This is a genomic window from Oceanipulchritudo coccoides (assembly GCF_010500615.1).
GTDB lineage: Bacteria > Verrucomicrobiota > Verrucomicrobiia > Opitutales > Oceanipulchritudinaceae > Oceanipulchritudo > Oceanipulchritudo coccoides.
Map to the genome: position 1 here is coordinate 1 of NZ_JAAGNX010000003.1, position 21,076 is coordinate 21,076.

At 53.2% G+C, this 21,076-nt stretch carries 15 protein-coding genes; 11 read left to right on the plus strand and 4 right to left on the minus strand.

The window, feature by feature from the left end; all coding sequences use genetic code 11:
- Positions 1-135 precede the first annotated feature (135 nt).
- The 3 genes from G0Q06_RS10605 to G0Q06_RS10615 form a co-directional block, all read right to left on the minus strand.
- Complete coding sequence (locus G0Q06_RS10605) at positions 136-1,143, minus strand: HAD family hydrolase (RefSeq protein ID WP_163965682.1); 1,008 nt, start codon at positions 1,141-1,143, stop codon at positions 136-138.
- A 34-nt stretch (positions 1,144-1,177) separates the two neighbouring features.
- The gene (locus tag G0Q06_RS10610; RefSeq protein WP_238710674.1) at positions 1,178-3,544 is read right to left on the minus strand and encodes an arylsulfatase; all 2,367 of its coding nucleotides are present in this window, start codon (positions 3,542-3,544) and stop codon (positions 1,178-1,180) included.
- 308 nt (positions 3,545-3,852) lie between these two features.
- Positions 3,853-4,608, minus strand: coding sequence for a hypothetical protein (locus G0Q06_RS10615; protein WP_163965685.1), 756 nt, complete (start codon positions 4,606-4,608; stop codon positions 3,853-3,855).
- A 430-nt stretch (positions 4,609-5,038) separates the two neighbouring features.
- Between G0Q06_RS10615 and G0Q06_RS10620 the strand changes: the two genes are divergently transcribed.
- From G0Q06_RS10620 to G0Q06_RS10670, 11 genes are all read left to right on the plus strand, one after another.
- On the plus strand, positions 5,039-6,451 hold the full coding sequence (locus G0Q06_RS10620; RefSeq protein WP_163965687.1) for a Glu/Leu/Phe/Val family dehydrogenase: 1,413 nt from the start codon (positions 5,039-5,041) through the stop codon (positions 6,449-6,451).
- The gene (locus tag G0Q06_RS10625) at positions 6,448-8,547 is read left to right on the plus strand and encodes a sialate O-acetylesterase (RefSeq protein ID WP_163965688.1); all 2,100 of its coding nucleotides are present in this window, start codon (positions 6,448-6,450) and stop codon (positions 8,545-8,547) included. Before G0Q06_RS10620 ends, G0Q06_RS10625 begins: the two co-directional genes overlap by 4 nt.
- Before the next feature lie 14 nt (positions 8,548-8,561).
- Positions 8,562-10,163, plus strand: a complete 1,602-nt coding sequence (locus G0Q06_RS10630) for a hypothetical protein (protein ID WP_163965690.1) — start codon at positions 8,562-8,564, stop codon at positions 10,161-10,163.
- Positions 10,164-10,213: 50 nt separating this feature from the next.
- Positions 10,214-11,737 carry a S10 family peptidase gene (locus G0Q06_RS10635; RefSeq protein WP_163965691.1) on the plus strand — a complete coding sequence of 508 codons (1,524 nt, stop codon included), beginning with the start codon at positions 10,214-10,216 and terminating at the stop codon, positions 11,735-11,737.
- Between the two features lie 38 nt (positions 11,738-11,775).
- Entirely contained in the window at positions 11,776-12,618 is an 843-nt protein-coding gene (locus G0Q06_RS10640; protein WP_163965693.1) for a heme-dependent oxidative N-demethylase subunit alpha family protein, read from the plus strand.
- 114 nt (positions 12,619-12,732) lie between these two features.
- Positions 12,733-13,002 carry a TIGR03643 family protein gene (locus tag G0Q06_RS10645; protein ID WP_163965696.1) on the plus strand — a complete coding sequence of 90 codons (270 nt, stop codon included), beginning with the start codon at positions 12,733-12,735 and terminating at the stop codon, positions 13,000-13,002.
- Between the two features lie 384 nt (positions 13,003-13,386).
- Positions 13,387-15,549, plus strand: coding sequence for an RCC1 domain-containing protein (locus G0Q06_RS10650; protein WP_163965697.1), 2,163 nt, complete (start codon positions 13,387-13,389; stop codon positions 15,547-15,549).
- A 140-nt stretch (positions 15,550-15,689) separates the two neighbouring features.
- Positions 15,690-17,036 (plus strand): endonuclease/exonuclease/phosphatase family protein, encoded by a 1,347-nt coding sequence (locus tag G0Q06_RS10655; protein WP_163965699.1) that lies wholly within the window; start codon positions 15,690-15,692, stop codon positions 17,034-17,036.
- 37 nt (positions 17,037-17,073) lie between these two features.
- Positions 17,074-17,355 (plus strand): hypothetical protein, encoded by a 282-nt coding sequence (locus G0Q06_RS10660; protein ID WP_163965701.1) that lies wholly within the window; start codon positions 17,074-17,076, stop codon positions 17,353-17,355.
- A gap of 13 nt (positions 17,356-17,368) precedes the next feature.
- Positions 17,369-19,297: an alpha-L-fucosidase gene (locus tag G0Q06_RS10665; protein ID WP_163965702.1), complete on the plus strand. Its 1,929-nt coding sequence runs from the start codon at positions 17,369-17,371 to the stop codon at positions 19,295-19,297.
- Between the two features lie 35 nt (positions 19,298-19,332).
- Positions 19,333-20,478: a beta propeller repeat protein gene (locus G0Q06_RS10670; protein ID WP_163965704.1), complete on the plus strand. Its 1,146-nt coding sequence runs from the start codon at positions 19,333-19,335 to the stop codon at positions 20,476-20,478.
- A gap of 48 nt (positions 20,479-20,526) precedes the next feature.
- On the opposite strand, the gene G0Q06_RS10675 is transcribed toward G0Q06_RS10670, so the two are convergent.
- Positions 20,527-21,075: a hypothetical protein gene (locus tag G0Q06_RS10675; protein ID WP_163965705.1), complete on the minus strand. Its 549-nt coding sequence runs from the start codon at positions 21,073-21,075 to the stop codon at positions 20,527-20,529.
- Between the last annotated feature and the right edge of the window lies 1 nt (position 21,076).

Here is a 21,076-nt window from a genome sequence, read left to right on the forward strand (position 1 = left end):
TGTAAGCGTCATTTCACCCGATGACGCTTTTATTATGTCCGAATACTTTGTCTATGTCTTGGAGAATCAAAAAGGCCGACTCTACATCGGTCAGATCAGCAATCCCCCTCGGGAGATTCCGGGCAGGAAATGGTGCTATTTCTTTTCTTCTGGATGAATGACCTTCCAGTCGCTCTGCATACTGATTATCTTCCAACCGCGCTGCGGGCCTTCATCGAGGACTCGCGCTGATCGGCCTATCGAAGAATCGCGGTCATAGGCAAACTCTCGCTCAGGGTCATCGTGATGAATGATCATTCCGAGCCGTGGGCCATCACCAGTTGTCACATACTCAAGCATCTCGAAGTCCCCGTCCGAGTTTCCTATGGCCAATATGGGGCGGCGGCCGATGTAGCGGTGAATTCCCACTGGTTTGCCCGCGTGGTCATCAATCAAGTCGATCGATGCCTGCTTGACGATAACCGGCTGTCCGTCCCGGAATTCATATTTTGCATCAAGGCTGGACCCGACTACCCTCTCGGGCGGAATGCCGTATAAGTTCTCAGAAAAAATCCGCACAAATTCGATGCCACCACCGGAGACAATGAAGACCTTGAAATTGTTCGCCTTCAGGAAATCCAGCAGTTCGAGCATTGGCTGGTAGACCATGTCGGTGAGCAGGTGTCCAGTGGTTGGGTGGCGTGCACTGGAGAGAAACCTCCTGACAGAGTCGGAGAATTCATCCTCGGTGAGACCGGCATGCGTGGCCAGGGTCATTTCGAGGAGCGCCTTCTCGCCCCCGGAAAGGGCTTTCTTCAAATTACCCTGCAAAACAGAGGCAAAGGGTTCTTTTGTCTTCCACTCGGGATGCTCTGGAGCGATTTCCTTGATCCGTTGCAAAAGGTAGAGAGCCTGAAAATAGAGGGGTTGCTCGGTCCACAATGTACCGTCATTGTCGATAGCGGCTATTCGCCGGGATTCTGGGACAAATTTGGGAGATCCGGGAGTGGTCACCGTTTCCACAAACTCGATGATGGAGGCCTTGTTGGGTCCTTCGGTCCATGAAGGGAGAGGATCCCGCTGCTTACCATAAGCCACCAAAGCAGCACCGAACAGCGCCAGCGCTAGACAGTTAATGGATCTTTGAGTAATTGGAAGGTGCATTGAGAATGGGGATACTAACCGTTACAGCTGAGAGTCAGTCACGCAGGCTGCGCATCATCTCCAGTTCAAGATCAGTATAGGCTGCCTCATCCACGACCACCTCCACGGACTGGATCTCTCCACCGGTGAAGCGCCCGGGCGTCTCGTACAACTCGCTAACGGCATCCCCGCTATCATATCCGATGCACAGCCCGTCGCCGGAGAGAGTGAACTTCCCAAGCTGGGTCCGCATTTCACCTGCGTCCACCACTTTGTCATTCACATACAACTTCGCGTTGCCGATGCTTTCCCGGTGTTCGCCAGCGCCAGTTCTGATAAACTCCATCCCTAATATATAATTACCGGACTCAAGTGCCTCCTGTGAGGCAAAATGCTGCTCGGGCTTGATGCCCAGAAAATTGTATACGTAATGCAATTTCCCATCCTTTATGAACAGTGAGTGGCCGCCGAATCGCGAACCATGGGCAAAAATGACCCCGGCAGCACCTTCCTCGATCTTTACGTTGGCCAGGATTTTGTAGGACCGGTTGCGGATGCTGACTGCGACACCCTCCGGAATGGCGGATGTTCCAGGAAAGTAGGTGTAGCGTGTCCGGACAGGCTCTGCACTCGGCCGCTCAACGGTTAGAATTTTAGCTGCTGTACGGTCGTCGAGCGGGTAGACGAGATTTCTTTCGGCTTCCGTGTTCCATGCTGCGACCAAGGCCTCCAGCTTGTCCGGATATTTCTCGGCGAGGTTGTTATTCTCCGAACGGTCCTTTTCAACGTGGTAAAGCTCCCATTCATCATCGTCGAAATGTCCCCGGTCTGTCAACGGGGCGTGCAAAGCCACCGCTTTCCAACCCTTTTCCCAGATGCCCCGTGTGCCAAGCATAGCGAAATACTGGCGTTCCCTGACGGTCGGGCCGTACGGGTCGGCATCAAAGCTGTAGACCATGGACTTGCCCGACAGTGGCCACTGCTGAACTCCACGATAGACACTCGGCATCTCGAGGCCGACTGCCTCCATAATGGTTGGCGTAATGTCCACCGAATGGGCATACTGGTGACGAATTTCACCACGGGCCTTGATCCCCTTCGGCCAGTGGATGACCAGTGGCGAGCAGGTGCCACCCGAGTGCGAGTAACGCTTGAACATTTTGAAGGGGGTCGAAAATGCTGCCGCCCAGCCCGTGGGCATGTGATTATAGGTCTCCTGACTGCCGAGACTGTCGAGATATTTCATGTTCTCCTCGAGGGAATCCGGATAGTCATTGAAAAATTTGTTTTCGTTTACCGATCCACTGGGACTGCCCTCGCCTGAGGTGCCGTTGTCCGCGGCGTAAATAATCAAGGTATTGTCCAGTTGCCCGGTTTCCTCCAGATAGTCGATGACTCGGCCGACTTGCGCGTCCGTGTATTCCGAAAAAGCGGCGAATACCTCTGCCATGCGTGAGAAGAGCTTTCTCTCGTCTGCATTCAGCTCATTCCAGGGGCGGACATAATCTGCTTTATTGGCAAGCTCTTCGGGAAACGGATTAAGCGGAGTCAACTCAGTTCCCTCCGGCATGATACCTTTACTGATCATTCGCTCCAAGACCCATTCGCGGTAGGACTCGTAGCCATCGTCAAACTTGCCCTTGTATTTGGCGATATAGTCATCTGGCGCATGGTGTGGAGCGTGATTGGCTCCCGGGCACAACCACATAAACCACGGACGAGATGGATTGGAGGCACGCTGGTTGCGCAGCATCCGGATAGCCTGGTCTGCCAGATCCTTGGAGAGGTGGTACCCCTCCTCAGGGCCGTATGGTTGCTCGATAAAGTGGTTGTCCTCTACCAAGTCCGGGAACCACTGGTTGGTTTCGCCACCAAGGAAACCGTAAAACCTATCAAAGCCCTTCTGCAGGGGCCATTCAAGCCTCCCAGCCCCTGGGGCCACATCCTGCTCTGCAACGTTGTGGTTTTTACCCAGCCAAAAGGTGCTGAAACCGTTGGCCTGTAGAACTTGGGCCACTGTGGCACACTCATCGGGAATGCGTCCACTCCATCCAGGATAGCCCTGGGCACCTTCGGTGATGGCAGACATCCCGTTCAGATGATGGTTGCGGCCTGTCAGGATTGTCGAACGCGTTGGTGAACAGAGGGCGGTATTGTGCCACTGGGAGTAGGTCAATCCGTTCTCAGCGAGGCGATTCAGGGTGGGCATCTGGATGCGTCCCCCGTATGGCGACCACGCTGCCAGACCCGTGTCGTCGTAAAGGATAAATAAAACATTGGGCGCTCCTTCAGGAGCAGCTTTGGGAATGTATGGTCCCCAGTCGGGCTCCGAGTCCCGTATGTCAACAGCGATTTTTCCCTGGAAGTCGGGGGGGGGTGCCGGATCGACAAATCCTGCGGATTCATCAGCTACAACAGGCAAGGATACAAGTGTTATTGCAACCAACGTCGCCGCAACGTGCGTGACATTTGAAAAAATAAAGCACCGTTTTACAATATCATTTAAGTAAAATAAAAAGCTCATTTTATCATATCGTAATTAGGAGTCCATGTTACGCAAGCGATTGCTGAAATTTGGAATAATAATCCATTCCAAGATCTACACAGCGTAAAAAGTTCTCCCATTCATCCTAATCGGTGAATGCGCCCAGCCATTTTAACCGCATCCATTTCGGGAGCGCTTTTTTTGTTTCAGCGGTAGAGTCCCGACAGGGTCGGCACCACCCCTTCTCAGAGGTAGTCCCGGTCTCCTGCGGGGGCTTTCCCGTAGTGCACGTCCAGCGCCTCGTAATGAGGGCGGCTCTTGAACAGGGTAAATCCATTGAATGGATCAAATGGACGTTGTATGTGTTTCCACGTCACGCGCTCCCAGTTCTCCGGGTTCGTCTCGTGGAGGTTCGCGCCGAGGTAAATCGCGCTGTTCCATGGGGCCTTGTGAAAGACATTCCGGTTTTTTGATCCGGCAAAGGCCATAAAGACAACAACCGCTGAACCTGCCGTAATCAGGACCGCCGTCTCCATGGATAGAAAGGGCCTTGCGACCCATTCCCTTCCCACGGCCTCGGCAATTCCGGTTACAACTACTCCGATGGCCACCGAGGCCCCCAGCTCCTTGAAAGTGTCCGCAGTCGTGTAGAGCTGCTTGTCATGCAGATATTGCAGATTGGGAATATAGCGCGTGAGCATCGCTACGGCATCCTTTTTGGAAACGAGATAGTTGTTGAAGGTCACGTCGGATTGCGTCTCAAAGGCCTTCTGGACCTTGATCAGGAACTGGTACGGGCTGATCGCATTCGTCCGGAAAAAGCCGAACAGATCCGGCTCATGTCGCTCGAAATGCGCAATAATTTGCTGCTTCGCCCTGAATTGCTCCGGGCCCTGCACTTTCCGTTCAACGGTCAAAAGCTGGTCGACAAGGCTATGTCCGAGGATTTTGACTTCGCTCGGCCGTGCTGGACAGAGTAGATTGAATGCCTCTTTGCTCATGGTCATAAGATGGTGAATTATTCGTGCTCCGAAACTATCCATAGCGCCCTGCCCCGAATTGGCCAGTCCAGAGTGCCATTCATCAACGGTCCGTGCCATGTGGCAATCCCCGCAAGAGGCGTCATCGCTCAGGAAGCTCTCTGCGAGGCCTTTCCACGGTCACCTCCCTCGATCTGGCGGGAGTCGTACTGTCAAGAGAGTTCAAGCATTGAAGCCTTCAGCTCAGGAGTAGCTATTGCATCCTGGAAGATGAACCTGACTCATGTGCCAATAGGGAATGCGACCTATGGTTGACGACCCACCCCCTCGGTAGTGAATTCACCAATACAGTTCTTCCTCATCCAGGTGGTGCCTTGAGCCATCCATTGATGGAGCGTCTACAATTAATAGGGATTGATCTCATCTGCAAAGGAATCATAGAATCCTCCTGATGCCAAAAGGATCCTTCTACACAAGCGTAAATCATTACTTTGACCGGGCGGCCAAGCACAGCCGGTTTTCCCCCGACCTGCTCGAGCAGGTGCGGGCGTGCAACGCCAGTTACCGCATGCGGTTTCCCGTCCGCGAAGACGATGGCTCCATCCGCGTGGTGGTGGCCTTCCGGGCCGAACACAGCTACCATCGTCTCCCGACAAAAGGCGGTATCCGGTTCAGCGCGGAGGTCAACCTGGATGAGACTATCGCGCTGGCCTCGCTCATGACCTACAAATGTGCGCTTGTCGGCGTGCCATTTGGAGGGGCCAAAGGAGGCGTCCGGATCAACCCCTTCAAGGAATCAGAGAGGTTTCTTGAACGCGTGACCCGCCGCTATACTTCCGAATTGATGCGGAAGAATTTTATCGGCCCCGGGATTGACGTTCCGGCACCCGATTACGGTACCGGCGAAAGGGAAATGGCCTGGATCGCCGATACCTACAAAAACCTCAAGCAGGACGGTGTGACCCCCTACGCCTGCGTGACCGGGAAGCCGCTTGCGATGCAGGGGATTCCGGGTCGCCGCCAGGCCACAGGACTGGGTGTCTACTACGGAATTCGGACCTCACTCCAAGATACTGAGTTGATGAAAGAACTCGGACTGGCCCCGGGTGTGTCGGACAAAGCCGTGATTGTGCAGGGTTTCGGCAATGTGGGCTATCACGCGGCAAAGTCCCTGCAGGACGAAGGAAAGGCCCGTATTGTCGGAATCGCGGAGTTTGAGGGAGGACTTTGGAATCCGGATGGGATCGATGTGGAAGCAGCATTTCTTCACCGGCAGGAAGCACGCACCTTGAAGGGCTTTGAGGGCGCGGAATTTATTCCGGACTCCGCCGCGCTCATTGAATATGAGTGCGACATTCTGGTCCCCGCGGCCCTTGAGAATGTCATTACGGCGGAGAACGCATCAAGGATCCAGGCCAAGGTGATTGCCGAGGCGGCCAACGGACCCGTCGACAAGGATGGTGAAGCCATCCTTCTGCAGCGCGGTATCTTCATGATTCCCGACCTTTATCTCAACGCGGGCGGCGTCACCGTTTCCTACTTCGAGTGGTTGAAGAACCGCGCAGGAGTGAGTTTCGACCGGATGACCTCGCGCCATGAGGAACTGGTCAAAATGGAACTGGTCAGTGAGATGGAACGGCTTACCGGGCAACGATTGCCGGAGGATCGTAAGAGTCGACTCATTGTTGGTCCAAGTGAAGAGGAACTCGTTATACACGCTCTCGATTACACAATGATCCGAGCTTACGAACGGATCCGAAGCGAGTGGAAAACACGTGGATTGAAGGACATGAGGACGGCCGCCTTCCTCCTTGCCATGGAACACGTCGGGAAGAGTTATCAATACCACGGAATTTTCCCATGATTAAGCACCAGCGCCTTCGTCTTCAATTGTTTCCATGCTGTTTACTGATCCTTGGTCTGCTTCAAGCCGAGATCAGCGCTTTTGGCCAAGGATTGCCCGAACGCTTCATTTATGCGGACTCCGTGAGCACAACCGGTGGTCAATTCAACGTCAACTACCCGCCGGAAAACCTGATCAACAACGGGTTCACCACTGCGGCAGATATTATAGACACCTCCGTGAGTTATATTTCATCCGGGCAAAACTACGCGACTGCCTCAGGGACGCTATCCGGATTCAACCTGGTCTTCGACTTTGCCAGCGAGGCCGAGATCGATGGTATGCATGTCTGGAATTATCAATTTCGCAACGGGGACAACGGCTCCACATCACCCAACGCCGGCTTGAAGGATTGTACCCTGTCCTTTTTCTCCGGTACGGGAGGCAGCGGGACCCAGATTGGTGAGCCGATTGACTTGTCTTTGGCTGCTGCAATCTGGGGAACGGAAAATCCGGCACAAACCATCGCCTTTCCCACGACGGTCACGGGCGTGCGATCGGTTGTCATGCGGGTTAATTCAAACCATGGTTCGGGATCCTTCAGCGGGTTGAATGAGCTGGCGTTTAATGGATCAGTGGACCGACCCGGCATCGATACGTTCATGGCTGATGTGCCTTTTGCCCAGATGCCGGAAACGCCCACCTTGAGTTGGTCGGTCAGTGGCAATGTGACATCGCTCGAAATTTCTCCGGATATCGGTAATGTGCTCTACCTGACCGAGGGCGGTTCTGGCAGCATCGCCGTCGCCCCAATCGGGGAGCAGACCTACACCTTGACGCTAAATGACACGATTACTTCCAGTGTTTCGGTGATCGGCCTGCCACCCAGGGAAAAACTCCACATCTACTTGTTGATAGGCCAATCGAACATGCAGGGAGCAGGGGCGCCCTATGATCCCTCACTGGACGCACCTGATCCGCGGGTTCTTAAATTTGGCAGCCGCAACGGATTGGAGAGCGTCTGGGTAAAGGGTGGCCATCCGCTGACGGCCTTGACCACATCATCTTCGGGCGCGATCGGAATGGGAGTCGAGTTCGGCAAGACCCTGCTTGCGGCGCAGTCCGACCCGGAAATTGTCATTGGCCTGATAAACCATGCGATCGGATCATCTGCAATACAGTGGTGGGCACCCGGTGTCATCGACAACAAACAGGTCAACCCGCTCACAGGATTGAATTATTACCTCTACGACGAAGCTGTCCAGAGGGTGACCGCCGCAACTCAATATGGTATTCTGAAAGGCGTTCTCTGGCACCAGGGTGAATACAACAGCAACAACAACACGAATCCCGATCCAGATCCTGAAGGCTACGCAGCGCGTCTCCAGACACTGGTGACTAATTTGCGGGAATCCTTCAGCAATCCCTCCCTGCCCTTTATCTGCGGTAAGTTCGTTCCTGCGAGCTGGGTGGACGAAGGGGGCACAACTGTCTTTTTTACCGGCTTGCCCAACCGCGCCATCGTGGAGGCAGCCCTTGAGGATCTCCCCAACCAGCTGAGCAACACCTTTTGTGTCGACAACGTTGGACTGCGCGGCCGCCCTGACCAGAAAATCCATTTTGATGCCCATTCGCAACGGTTGCTCGGGCAACGCTACGCCGCTGCCATCCTTGACCTGCAATCCGATCCCTACCGTCTCTGGTTGGGTGGTTTCCTTTCCCCTGCCGAACTCGCCAATCCCCAACTTGCCTCAGCGGAGGCAGACCTGGACAGGGATGGCCTCCTAAACTACCTCGAGTTCGCCTTCCTCACAGACCCAACCCGCAGCGAGGAAATCAACCCGCTCTCCTTCCAACTGGCTGATATTCCCGACGAAGGCCTCTTCCCCACCCTTGTCTACCGCCAGCGGTTTGATAAAGACGCACCCAATTATCAGGTTAATGTCTCGAACGATCTCCTGAACTGGCGTAGCAATCTGGATGAACCGGTCACCGTGGAATTCGCTCCATCCGTGGACAACCAGGATGGCACCTTTCGTGTCTCAGTGCGTTCACTCGCCCCCGTCGATCAATCCGCCCCAGGCCTGTTTCTTCAATTGCGTATTGAGCCCAGGTAGAGTCAAATTATCGCATGCAATTGCTTCTGAGCAAACGCGCCCTGTCCCCAACCGGATCTATCTACCTCAAGATGGCGGCATTTACCATTGTGGGGATGAGGTTTTGTACCGCTGATGCTATTGGACAAGATCCGAACAATACGCTCGACTCCCTGGAGCTGAGGGAGTTTAGCACAGCGGGTTCGTTCCAGCTGAATTTCGATGAGCGCATGGACCTGAATCAGGATGAGCAGATTCTTGAGCTCATGTATTCGGAGAACCTGAAGGACTGGACAAAGGTGGACCTTAACCGTTTGCGTTCCGGAGAATTCGATATCCTTCGATCCGCCACTGAAGCCAGAGCCGATGCTCACGGGGTGATCATGGAACGCTCGTATTTGATCTCAAAAGCCACCTACACGGACGGCTTTTTTCAACTCCACTTGAGTCCCCTTAATCAAAAGGTTTCCTATGAGTTGATCCGTTTGGACGAGCAACGTTTTCCGGGTGTCGTACAGTCCTGGGACAACATCGGAATGGACAACCAGGAGAATGTGTATTTTGGATTCACTACAGAACTGAGTTGGAAAATCGAAGATATGTCGCTCTTCCGCTACAACCAGAATGCCGGCACTTACGATTTTCTGGGGACCTACATCACCGCGTTGCAAGAGGCGGACAACTATCTGCTCGGTGAGTCAGTACCGAAGGGACACACCTACATGCCCTTCATCAACGGCAAGCTCTACATGGGCTCACAGGGGTTCCACGATTTCAAGGAGGAACTGTATGAACCGGGCAACAGCCTGAACGATATGCGAGGCTCGCATATTTTCGGCTGGGACGTACAAAACGAAACACTCGAGGATCTCAGCAAGGACTATCCGGGTGGGGTCGCTACCGTCAACGAAGGCATTGTCGCGCTTTCCCCAATCCCCTACGGCGACCACCTCTTTGGGTACTCACATCCCCTCGGCAATATTGTTTTCCTGAATCACACAACGGGGGCCATCGACAAGATTGTACCCGGCATTCCATGGTCGCTGGGCAATCCCATCAGTCGCGAAATTGTGGCAAGTCCCAATGGCAACGTTTACATTTACCGGGGCACCGAATCGCCCGATCAGCGCGACCTTTCCTTCAACGTCTACCGGTACAACATTGCCTCTGATCAATTGGCCATGCTCGATTTTCAATGCACCGGAGGGTTCTGGAGCGGACAAACCGTTTCGAGAGATCAAACTGAAATCTACATCGTGACCGCCCAAGGTGAGCTCTACCATTTGGACACAACAACGGAGTCGTGGGAACATATGGGACAGATGCTTCCTCAGGAACTTCTCAATCAGGGCGCCTACATCCGCAACATTTCCTGCATCTCCCTGGACCAGTCTGAGGAGAATATTTACGGGATCATTTCACGCGGGGAGAACGGCGCCCAAAGCGGGGACTTAATTGAGTTCAATCTGGCGACAAGGACCTCCCGGATCATTGCTAACTTCGGAGGTGGCCTTTATACCGGCAACAACACCCGCGACTCCAAAGGGAATATCTACTTCAACCGCTTTGGTGATACCAACAGATGGCGCAAGGATTGCGGCTTGCTGAAGATCCACATCAAAAGCGAGTTTGAATAAACCTCGTTTCCAAGGGTTGCGCTCGAGCAAATATTGGGAATTATTGCCTCATGGCAGAATTGAAAAAACAGGAAACAAAACCCGAATCAAAGAGCGAATACGAGGCCCCAAAGGGTCAGTCAGCCCAGCTTTCCATAAGCTGCGCCGGGGAATCCATGGCCTACAAGGCCGAGTCCAAATGGATTGTCCTCAGAAAGGCCGAGAAGCCTACAGCGGAAGTGTTCTGCACGACCTACACCCGCGAAGGGGAAAACGACCGACCCGTCACTTTCGTCTTTAATGGTGGTCCGGGTGCCTCCTCGGTTTACCTCCATATGGGAGCCTTGGGGCCACGCCGGGTAGACCTTTCGGAGACCGGTCTGCCAAAGGCATCTCCCCACAAGCTGGCCGACAATGAGGAGACGTGGCTGACCTTCACGGATCTGGTCTTTGTGGATCCGGTAGGGACTGGCTTAAGCCGGATGATCGAGAAAGACACGTCAAAAGAGGATTCGAAACAAGCATCCAAGGAGGGCGAATCCCAAAAGAAGCCATCTGAATACTGGAAAATGAAGCGCGACCTCGAATCGATCGGGGAGTTTGTCCGCACATGGCTTTCGCAGCATCACCGCTGGGAAAGTCCTGTCTTCATCGCGGGTGAAAGTTACGGAGGCTACCGGGTCGGCAAGTTGGCGAAAGTCCTGCAAAAGGATTACGGGGTCGGCCTGGCCGGAGCCATTATGATTTCCCCGGCGCTTGAGTTCAGTTTATTGGACGCCACCGATTACAATGTCCTGCCCTACGTCGATACTTTTCCGACCATGGCCGCCGCGGCGTTTGTCCATGGAAAATCAAGGAAAGCCAAAAAGCAGGAGTCCATGGATGATTTCATCCAACGGGCGCGCGCATTTGCCCTGAATGAATTGTTGCCCGTCCTTGCCTCAGGTGAGATGGCGTCAGAAAGCAAACGCACGCAAGTGTTCAACAGCGCCGCTGACTTTATCGGAATGCCACGGCCTGTTGTGCTGAGGAAGAACGGCCGGATCAGTATTACCTACTTCGTGAAAAACCTCCTGCGCGAGGATGGCAAAACCCTCGGCCTGTACGATGCCTCGGTCGCCGTTTCCGATCCCTTCCAGGACCGTGATGAACTGGATTCGCCCGACCCCACCCTGCACATTCTCGAACGCGTCTTCGCCTCGGCCATCAACACCCAGCTTCGTCGCGAAATCGGCCTGGTAACCGACCGCGATTACGAGCTCCTTAGCCACGAAGTGAATACGTCGTGGAAAAACGATGAACAGACGCATTCCCTGCAAAGCCAGTTTGGGGCAGTTGACGATTTGCGCTACGGGATGAGCCTTAACGAACATATGCAGGTATTCCTCACTCACGGATTGTTTGACCTAGTCACGGCCTTTACCTCCTCCGACCGGTTACTCGCCCTGATGAAGCTCACTCCTGAGCAAAAGGAAAGGCTGACCGTGCATCACTACCCCGGCGGACATATGTTCTACACGTGGAAAGCCAGCCGTGAAGCATTCACGAGGGACATCAAGGCATTCTATCGCCGGGCCGGTGAGCTTGCTGACTGAGAAGAATAAGCCCGGCTGGTACCTGAGCGGTCCTTCCGGTGAACCCCATTGATGTTGTGGACTTGAGTGCAATCTTTCCTGCGGAAGACTTTCGCCTGAAAATGCGGTTTGAGCGCGGCGAGCCGGCGCAATTCTATAAGCCCAGTGCCCAGGCGAATCGTGTTCTTGCAGAACGCAAACACTGGCTCGAAAATACGGCAGAGGCCTGTACAGCCATCACAGATGAGGGCGCACCGCTTTTTGAGGAATTGCTGGAGCTCGCGGCGAAATGGAAAGCATTGCCATCCGGGAGCGACATTGCCTCTGTTCTTCGTCTTCCACCTCTAGAACAATGCCGCTGGCTCTGTGAACGCTGGGAGACCGACTTTCTTCTCTTGAAGCCCGGGGCAGATGGGCTCTTTCGCCTCCATGGCGGCGGGCTTTGTTTCCCCTCCCACTGGGATTTGCGGTCCAAGATGGGTCACACCGTCGCCGAGATTCACGAACCCGTCCCCGGACTGAACGCCACGCTGGGACGATCAATCGACGGCTTTCTGGCAAAGATCCGTCCGGGCATTTCGTGGGAGCGCCATAACTGGGGGCTCAGCCGAAGTCCTGAACTGAATCAGCACCCGTCACGCAAGCTGCCACGCCTCGACGATAAGGTAACGCTGGATGAAATCTGGTGGCGACTTGAAGATCAGTCGCTTGTCGCCCTTCCTAGATCCGGCGGCATTCTCTTTGGTATCCGTGTCACCGTTCATCCACTACGCGAGGTCCGGAATCACTCCACCGCCTGTGAGGGCCTACTCCAGGCACTCGGGACCATGCCGGAAGAGATGGTAATCTACAAGGGAATGGGCCGAGCAAGAAAGCGGATCAGCGAATTATTGCGGGAATAGCGAAGCGCTATCACATAATTTTGAATCATGCGTTTTTTCCCATTCGGGTGGAAGTTTTGAGAAAGGCAGCTACCTTTCCAAACATATACGAATTTCGCCCTCATTACACTTTCCATGTCCAATAAAAAAACAGACTTAACCGAAAAGGAGATCGACACAATTGTCAGGTTGGCCTGGCACGATCGAACAACCTTCGAGGCGATTCATGAGCGTACTGGATTGAGAGAACCCGAGGTCATTAAGGTCATGCGCCGGGCCCTCAAACCAGGGAGCTTCCGGCTCTGGCGCAAGCGCGTCAGTGGACGTTTGACCAAGCATCGCATGCCTTTTAAGCACCGCGTCAAACGAATCAGAAGCCTTAATGTTGCAGATTATGAATTCTGATCGAGTTTTATAATCGACCTCCCGGTGTGGGTCCCCGCTTCAGTTGGTCGTTGCTGGTAGACCATCTGGGTCGGATCTTCAATCGTTTCATTATCGACATATCTTCGCTTTACTGATATAAGCTCCCCCGAACTGTTATTGGAGGGACTAACAATGAGGAATTGGGGAATTTTCTTTGTGGTGCTGACGGCACCCTGTGTCTGGAATTCGGGGTTTGGGGAAGCTCAATTACTCCATATTAAAATGCCTGAGGACAGTGTGCGATCTTGCGTGCAAGCCGGCATATCAGCCGACGGCACGACTGTTGTGGGCAGGACGAGGGAGGGCTCAATTTGGGAGGCCTATAGATGGAATCCCAATAAGACGACTGAGCCATTCAAAATATTGACACCAAAAGCAGGAGAAACTTCGACCGGTGGGGTTGCTTATGACGTGAATGGGGATGGAAGCATCGTCGTCGGGGATGGAACTTGGGAGGGTGCTGAGTATTCCTATCCCAAGATCTGGATAAATGATGTCGCGATTGAGTTTGATGAATCATTTGGAGGACCTGCTTATGCGATTTCGGATAATGGCCAGGTCGTGGCCACGACTCTAGTTGTTCAATCTCCATATTATCAAAATTGGCAGATCCCATTTACCCATAGGTGGGAACTTCCAACAACATTTCCTCCTGGTTATAATCCAAAAGTGCAACCTTACTCAGACGACGTTGCCCTGATGCCGATGTACGAACCGCCGGAGTTCACGCCGGGCACCGAATATACAGGCAGTCGCCCATCGGGAATTTCCGGGGACGGGAATGTGTTGGTTGGCACGTCTGATATTCATACAAGCAAGATCGCTGTCCGGTGGATCAATGATCCCACCTTTGGATGGAGCGTTCAGGAATTCGAAAAGTATGCCAAAAACAAAGGCACTTACGCAGTGGCCGCTTCCTACAATGGTGAAATCATCGTGGGAAATACTTCTTTCAATGTTGGCACGATAGATGATCCGGTCTGGGAAACACGCGGATTTGTCTGGCCTTCCAAAACCCGGAAAATTTTTGTTTGGGAATCGGATGATTCATGGGAACCCACTTCATATTCAACGGAAGCCTTTGGCGTAATTCAGATTGCCGCGGGGTCTGGTTTCACCGCGGGCCTTTTGGAAAGTGGTGAAGTCGTTATTGTGGGAAGCGATGACCCACTTCTTCAACCGCCAACGGGGCTTGCCAATGCAGTTGAAATTGATGTCGGCCATGCACACGTGATCGCGTTGACGGCAGACAAAACTATTGTTGCATGGGGACATAATGATTTCGGGCAAACCGATGTTCCTGATGGTCTGGATACGGTTAAAGCAATCGCGGCTGGCCAGTATCATAACCTCGCGCTCAAGGAAGATGGGTCAGTCGTCGCCTGGGGAAAAAATGAGGATGGACAAACCGACGTTCCAGAAGGTCTTGCCCCAGTAAAGGACGTCGCCGCAGGATATGGACATAGTCTGGCTTTGCTGCAAGAGGAAGACCCCGAGGAGGGCATTCTTGTCGGATGGGGTTTGAATCTGGATGGACAAACTGAAGAACCGCTTAATCTGGGAAACCTGGTTGCGATTGAGTCCGGTTATTATCATAATCTTTCGCTTGATGAATCAGGTGTGGTATTTGCGTGGGGAAGGAACAATTCGGGTCAGTGCGACTGGTGGTATGTCGAGGATCCCGCTGTCGACATTTCCGCAGGTTCCGAACACTCCATCGTTCTCTACGATGATGGAACGATTGTTATCCTCGATAATGGCAAGCAATCCTACAATGTTCCATATGAACTATCGTATGTCACAGATGTGGCTGCAGGCGATAAGCACTCAGCGGTTCTGGATTCCAATCTGGTGAAAATGCTTGATACCTTGCCCGTGGATCCCCCGGGATTACCCCATAATGCCACATATACCACTGATATTTCCGGAGATGGAAAAATCATTGTGGGGTACAGTATTCTAACCGGCAGCAACGGTGAATCTGTGGCTGTCTACTGGGACGAATCAGGATCTGTTCATCGGTTTGAAGAATTGTTGTCGGGTATTGATCACAGTGGTTGGGAGTTTCAAAGTATCGCTGCAGTGGATGATGATGGAGACTCGATGACAGGCTACGGTGAATACAACGGAAACAAGGTCCAAGGCTGGCATCTGATCGGTTCATTAACTCCACCCGAAGAGGGGGATAAGTTTATAGAAGATTCCGGCGCGGAAGATTTGGGCGACGGGTATCACAAAGTCAGCTGGTATGGGCTTTTGAAAAGGATGGAAAATTCAGTGCACTGGCACGTGGAACATGGCTGGCAATTTATCGGAAAGGGAAAAGCGGACGACCTGACAATTTACGATCACGGGCTCGGCTGCTGGTCTTGGACAAGTGAGAAGGATTATCCATATGTTTACCTCTACTGCCTGGATTCCGGGTGGACCTATTACAAGGAAGGGGGAACGCCCGGCGACCGGGAATATTACGATTTTGTCAAAGGTAAATGGATCCACGAAACCGAGTTGCTCGGCGGTAGCTGAGAATTTGAATAAAGGGATAAATCATCGCCCGCTTTCGTGCCGTTTCCACGTAGAGTGAGCAAGTGAGCTGACCAGAGTCTGATCCTGTACGACACCAAACGATTGACTCGGAAAGTTTATTTCTTTGTGTTGAGCGGTTCATGAACCCCCTTCACTTCTGCTTCAGGGCATGGCTTTCCCTCAGCTTGCTTTTCGTATCGGCCGATCTGCTGTATTCCCAGGAGGATCTCCTTACTGTGGCCACCTATAATGCCGAGTGGCTTGGATACCCGGACAAATCAGGAAGCTGGTCGGGTTCGCGCAGTTCTCAGATTGAGGCAGCCGCCACTGAAATCCTCGCCCTCGACGCGGATATTTTCGCCTTGCAGGAAGTGATCATTGATTCCCTCAACGGCAACGCCCTCGATGACCTGATTGCTGAATTGAACACGCAGGATCCCACCGAAATCTGGGACGGCGTATACAACCCGAAGTTTTCCTACTGGTGGAATCCTGACTTTGAGAGTTTCCCAGCCCAGCGTCAGGCATACGTGTGGAAAACCTCCACCGTGACCTACCTTTCATCGGAAGTGATGCTGAATTGGATCGAAGCAGATGATGAGCGCTTTGCAAGGGGGCGTCTTCCCTTTTTGCTGACAGTTGAGGTTGGACCTGCGGCTTTCCGGCGTGAAATTCAACTCATCAACCTCCATCTAAAATGTTGTCGTGGCAGTGATGACCGCCGCCTGTTTTCCATGACCACGCTCCTGGATGAACTCCACACCCAGTATGCGGATAATTCACTCATTGTCCTTGGAGACTTCAATGTCGCTGATAGCGGCGGGGCCTACGGGGAAATCAGTGATTGGGGATTCTATGATGATGTCGACGGAGATGGTTCACCGGATTTTGCGCACGTTGGCGGAGCCGTGGCTGACTTGAGTTGGGACGACATTGATCACATCATGGTCTCAAACGAATTACTCTCAAATTGGGAAAGTGTGCCGGGCGAACTGCAGAACGGAATCGTGTCCAGTTCAGCCTCAGATCATCCCTTTGTCTACTCCCGACTGGACTTTGGTCCGCCCACCGTTGCTGAACAATACGATCTCTGGCTCCAGCCCTTTATCACCATTGATCCGTCATTTGCTGCCGAAAGCGCTTTCGAGGACGACTACGACAAGGATGGTTTGGCCAACGGCTTGGAATTCATGACCGGCACTTCCCCACTCCAGTCGAGCGCCAGAGACCGCAGTCTTACAATTCATGAGGGTATCCTGAATGACCTGCAGTTATCCTTCTACCAGCGGAAGGGCCTGCACGCTTACAGTCTCAGTCTTTGGACAATTCCCGACCTCAGCAATCCGACATGGACACTTGTGACACCGGCGGTTGATGACCTGACCATTTCCGAGGACATTGAGCCTGGATTTGATCGATTCACGATCCGAATCCAGCAACCCGGAACGGAGGGGGCCCAGATTTTCCGGCTTGAAGCGTCCCTGTAGAGCCAGATGCAAGGCCCAGTAGAGGGCCATTGGCAAAGTGAAATCAATCCGGCTGGGTATTCTCGATGACGAACCGCGCATTCTCCCGGAACCCAAGCCCACGATCGGCCTGATGGAGATGGGTGGCAGCAGCATCAACTTCGCCTTCCGTCCATGGGTGAAAGTGGAAGACTATTGGGATTTGTTCTTTGATCTGCAGGAACAGGTAAAGCTCCGGTTCGACAAGGAGCGTGTCACAATTCCGTTTCCGCAGCGCGACGTTCACTCGAGCGCCGCGGTGTTTTTCATTCATATGGACAGACCTCTGATTTTGCTCTAAGCATCAATATCCCATGAAGATAATCATACCCCATAGGCTGAGCCTGATCATCGCCGCAACTTGCCTAGTTCTATCCATCGATAGTTTTGCAGCGCAACCAGGTGGGGATCAATCGGCAGATATCATTAATGCTGGTTTTGAAACGGGCAATTTGAAGGGTTGGGGCGGTTGGCGGACTAAACGGGCAAAGGTAGTGGATGACGCCCACACTGGCGCCAAAGCCGTCGTGCTCGGCCCGGAGCGTGGGCTTTGCGCGCAGGTTGTTGAGATACGACCAAACAGTCGGTACCGCTTGTCGGCTTTTGTTAAAACCGAGGCCGGAGCGGAGGAAGTGCAATTGATTGCCAGTGACTATGGTGGAGCGAAAATGTCTGTTTCCAGTGCCCTTACAGAATATACCGAAGTCAGCCTCGAATTTGTTTCAGCGCGAACGGCCAAGGATATGCTCGTCATACTTATGCACCCGAGTGGTCCCGGAAAAGGGTATGCCGATACAATCCATCTGGAGTATCTGGGCGAGGCCCCGCCACTAAAGGTGCAGTCCTTCATTGAACCACAGGAAAGGCCAATTCTCTCGGAGGGAGGCGCCGCCCAGAAATCCGATGCCGAGATGGATTGGTATTTCGATGCAAAGTTTGGCATGTTCATCCATTGGGGCGTGTATGCTGCCATGGATGAGGGCTCCGAATGGGTCATGCACAACAAAGCCTATCCACCCGACGAGTACAGAATCCGGGCAGAAAATCCCGTGGATGGATTTACCGCTTCCGAATTTGACCCTGCAGACTGGGCCGAGCTCGCTAAAACTGCCGGTATGCAATACATGGTTCTGACTGCTCGTCATCACGACGGATACGCCCTCTTCGACAGCCAGCACCCCAACAGTTGGACCAGTGTGAAGCACCTCGGGAGGGATTTGATCAGGGAATACACGGATGCTGTCCGTGAAGCAGGAATTCACGTTGGTTTGTATTACTCTCCAATGAGCTGGCGTTATCCGGGGTACTACGATGTCTGGGGCAATGGCTGCAAACCGAACGTCTGGGGCTATGAGACAGCCGAATGGCACAAGGAAAACGCCCGTGTGATGAAGGAGGAAGTCTATGAGCAGGTCACCCGGCTTTTTTCGAATTATGGTCCGATCGAGTACATGTTCTGGGACGGGGCATGGCTGGGTCAAAGTGCTGACGCGGAACTGGAGGACCTCTTCTGGGATACGGGGTTGTATCAGGATCCTGATACAGAATGGCCGATCGATGAGTCTTTTAAGGTCCGTGATGAGGAATCCGGAAAGGCCCATGGAATAATGGGGTTGGTCAGGAAGTTTCAACCGCAACTGATCGTGAATGAGCGCTTCAGCTGGATCGGCGATGTCCATGGCGAGGAAGGCGTTTCTGCATCAGCAGGACCGGTTCGCATTCAACCCACGGAAAAGTGTATGCCGCTGATGAAAGGCGGCTGGGGTTACCGCCCGAACAGGCCTGTTTTCAGTTTCGAGGAAGTAGTCGTCTACTTGTCAGATTGTGCGGTGCGGAATATCAACCTGCTCCTCAATGTATCTCCGGACAAGGAGGGCCGTATCCCTGAAAACCAGCGGGATGTCCTCGTGAAGGTTGGCAACTGGCTGGAATCTGTCGGTGAGGCAATTTACGAAACCCGCGGAGGACCGTGGCAACCACTCTACGGTGAATATGGATTTACCTATCGGGACAACCGGATCTTTGCCCATGTTTTTGAGGGGTATCAAGACCGGTCCTTGGGGACTTTCACGACACAGGCCCTCGGGGTCCACAAAGTTGAATCGGTTAAAAACCTGCAGTCCGGGAAGGAGCTCGACTGGGTTAGAAACAAGGACAACACCATTACAATCAATGATGTTGATTACGGTACAAGCCCGGCTCTGACCGTTCTGCAAATCTCCCTGACACAAAATGTATACTGATTCTTGACAGTGCCGAAAAAAAATTATTTCCAAACATGATGGATACATCACGCATTGGAAATTGGATACTAAAACTCACTGCAATCTTAGCCACTTCTCTTTCGCCGCTCTGTGCCCAAGAAGGTTGGCAAACATCCGACACCGCCGGGCTCTTGAATTCCTGGAGCGGTGTGGCCTATGGCGGCGGGGTTTTTATTGCGGTAAATGGCTGGGGTAAAATTGCCCGTTCAACAGATGGAGGGCAGACTTTTACTGAGGTTCTTGATGCTGGCTGGGCAATTGAAGATGTGGAATATGGGTCCAATGGATCAACAATGGCCTTCTGGGCTACTGGCCGAAGCGGGTCCGGGGATTTCCTTTATGAGTCCACCGATGGCGGGCAGACATGGAATGACCGGGCTGGGGAATTTCCATTCCCCTTTTCGGATGGAGGTGCTGACATTTCACTCGATGTGGATGGCAATCTGATCTATACAAAGCTTCGGGGGAACAATAACATTGGGGATGCGTTTCTGTATCAGGGAACCTATTACGCCTATGGGTCCGGGCCGGAATCCAGCGTTCTTACTTCGACCAATGGAACGGACTTTACAACTGCAGTCGCGGATTCAGGACTCTGGCTTCTTGGCGGTATCGAGTTGGATGGTAATGCGTTAGTCTATGGGGTGACCTTTGAAACACCGGGTGATTTCAGCACCCGCCGCGGGGTCGTCTTCGAACCAACAACCAATCCGTCCGCCCCAGGCAATCCCACGATCATTGAAACCAGCAACAACACATACATTTCCGATATTGATCAGGATCCAGCTACTCCCACGACCCTCTACGCGACGGGCGGCTATGCCTTGCTCACTTCTTTTGACAGCGGAGCCTCGTGGACGGCTGATGCGGTGGCCGACGGAACCGTCTTGTTTGATATGAGTGAAATGGCAATCGGTGACAGCGGACGGGTAGCCGTTGGAGCCCAAGGCATCTACTATCTTGGCGGGGGCAATGACAGCCCTACCGAATGGGGTGGCTACCCCATCGTCGACGGCTATGTGGACACAATTGGGTGGACCGGGCTGCTGTACGCTGAATTTGCCCCCTGGATTTATTTCGTCTCCCTGGATAATTGGGCATTTATCCCGGAACCGGGAACTGAAGATGCTGGTGGCTGGGTATTTATCCCATCGCCTTGACCCTCTGGAGACCAGCTGAATTCACTTTCAGCTCCCGACAGAAAGCCATCATTCCACTAACGACATTCCCTCAGCGATGACAACTACGTTGCCCGGGACCGAGTCTATCGAGAGGACTCCTTTAACGACCACGGTTGCGTTCTCTGACAAGCCGGCTGATTCACGAAGGTTGACTGGAAGTGGGTCTCCATTGTCGTCAACAAACTGAACGAAAGCCCGCGATGCTGCAAGTTTGTCAGGATCTTCACAACAGGCATCCCAGGGTGTCGGACAGTGGCCTTCCTCGCCACCTTCATCGCAGAAATAGACGGATTCATCGGTTAACACAAAGCCGGCAAAGTCCTCCGACAGCGGAGTGAGGGTCCCGCCAATACGACCGGTGACCACAACTGGATCCCCGGCACTCGCGGACTCCAAGGCGCTGACAAGGCTGGTCGTATTGTTCGGCATCTCCGCAAGGAGGAAGCGTGTCGGCTGGTCAACGGGCTCAGCTGTGACTTCAGCTGTTACCTTGTTATTCGATTCACCTCCACAACCTGCCAAAAGCAAAGCAAAAAGAGCGATGAGTCCAAGTACGGATGTTTTCGTATGTTTCATT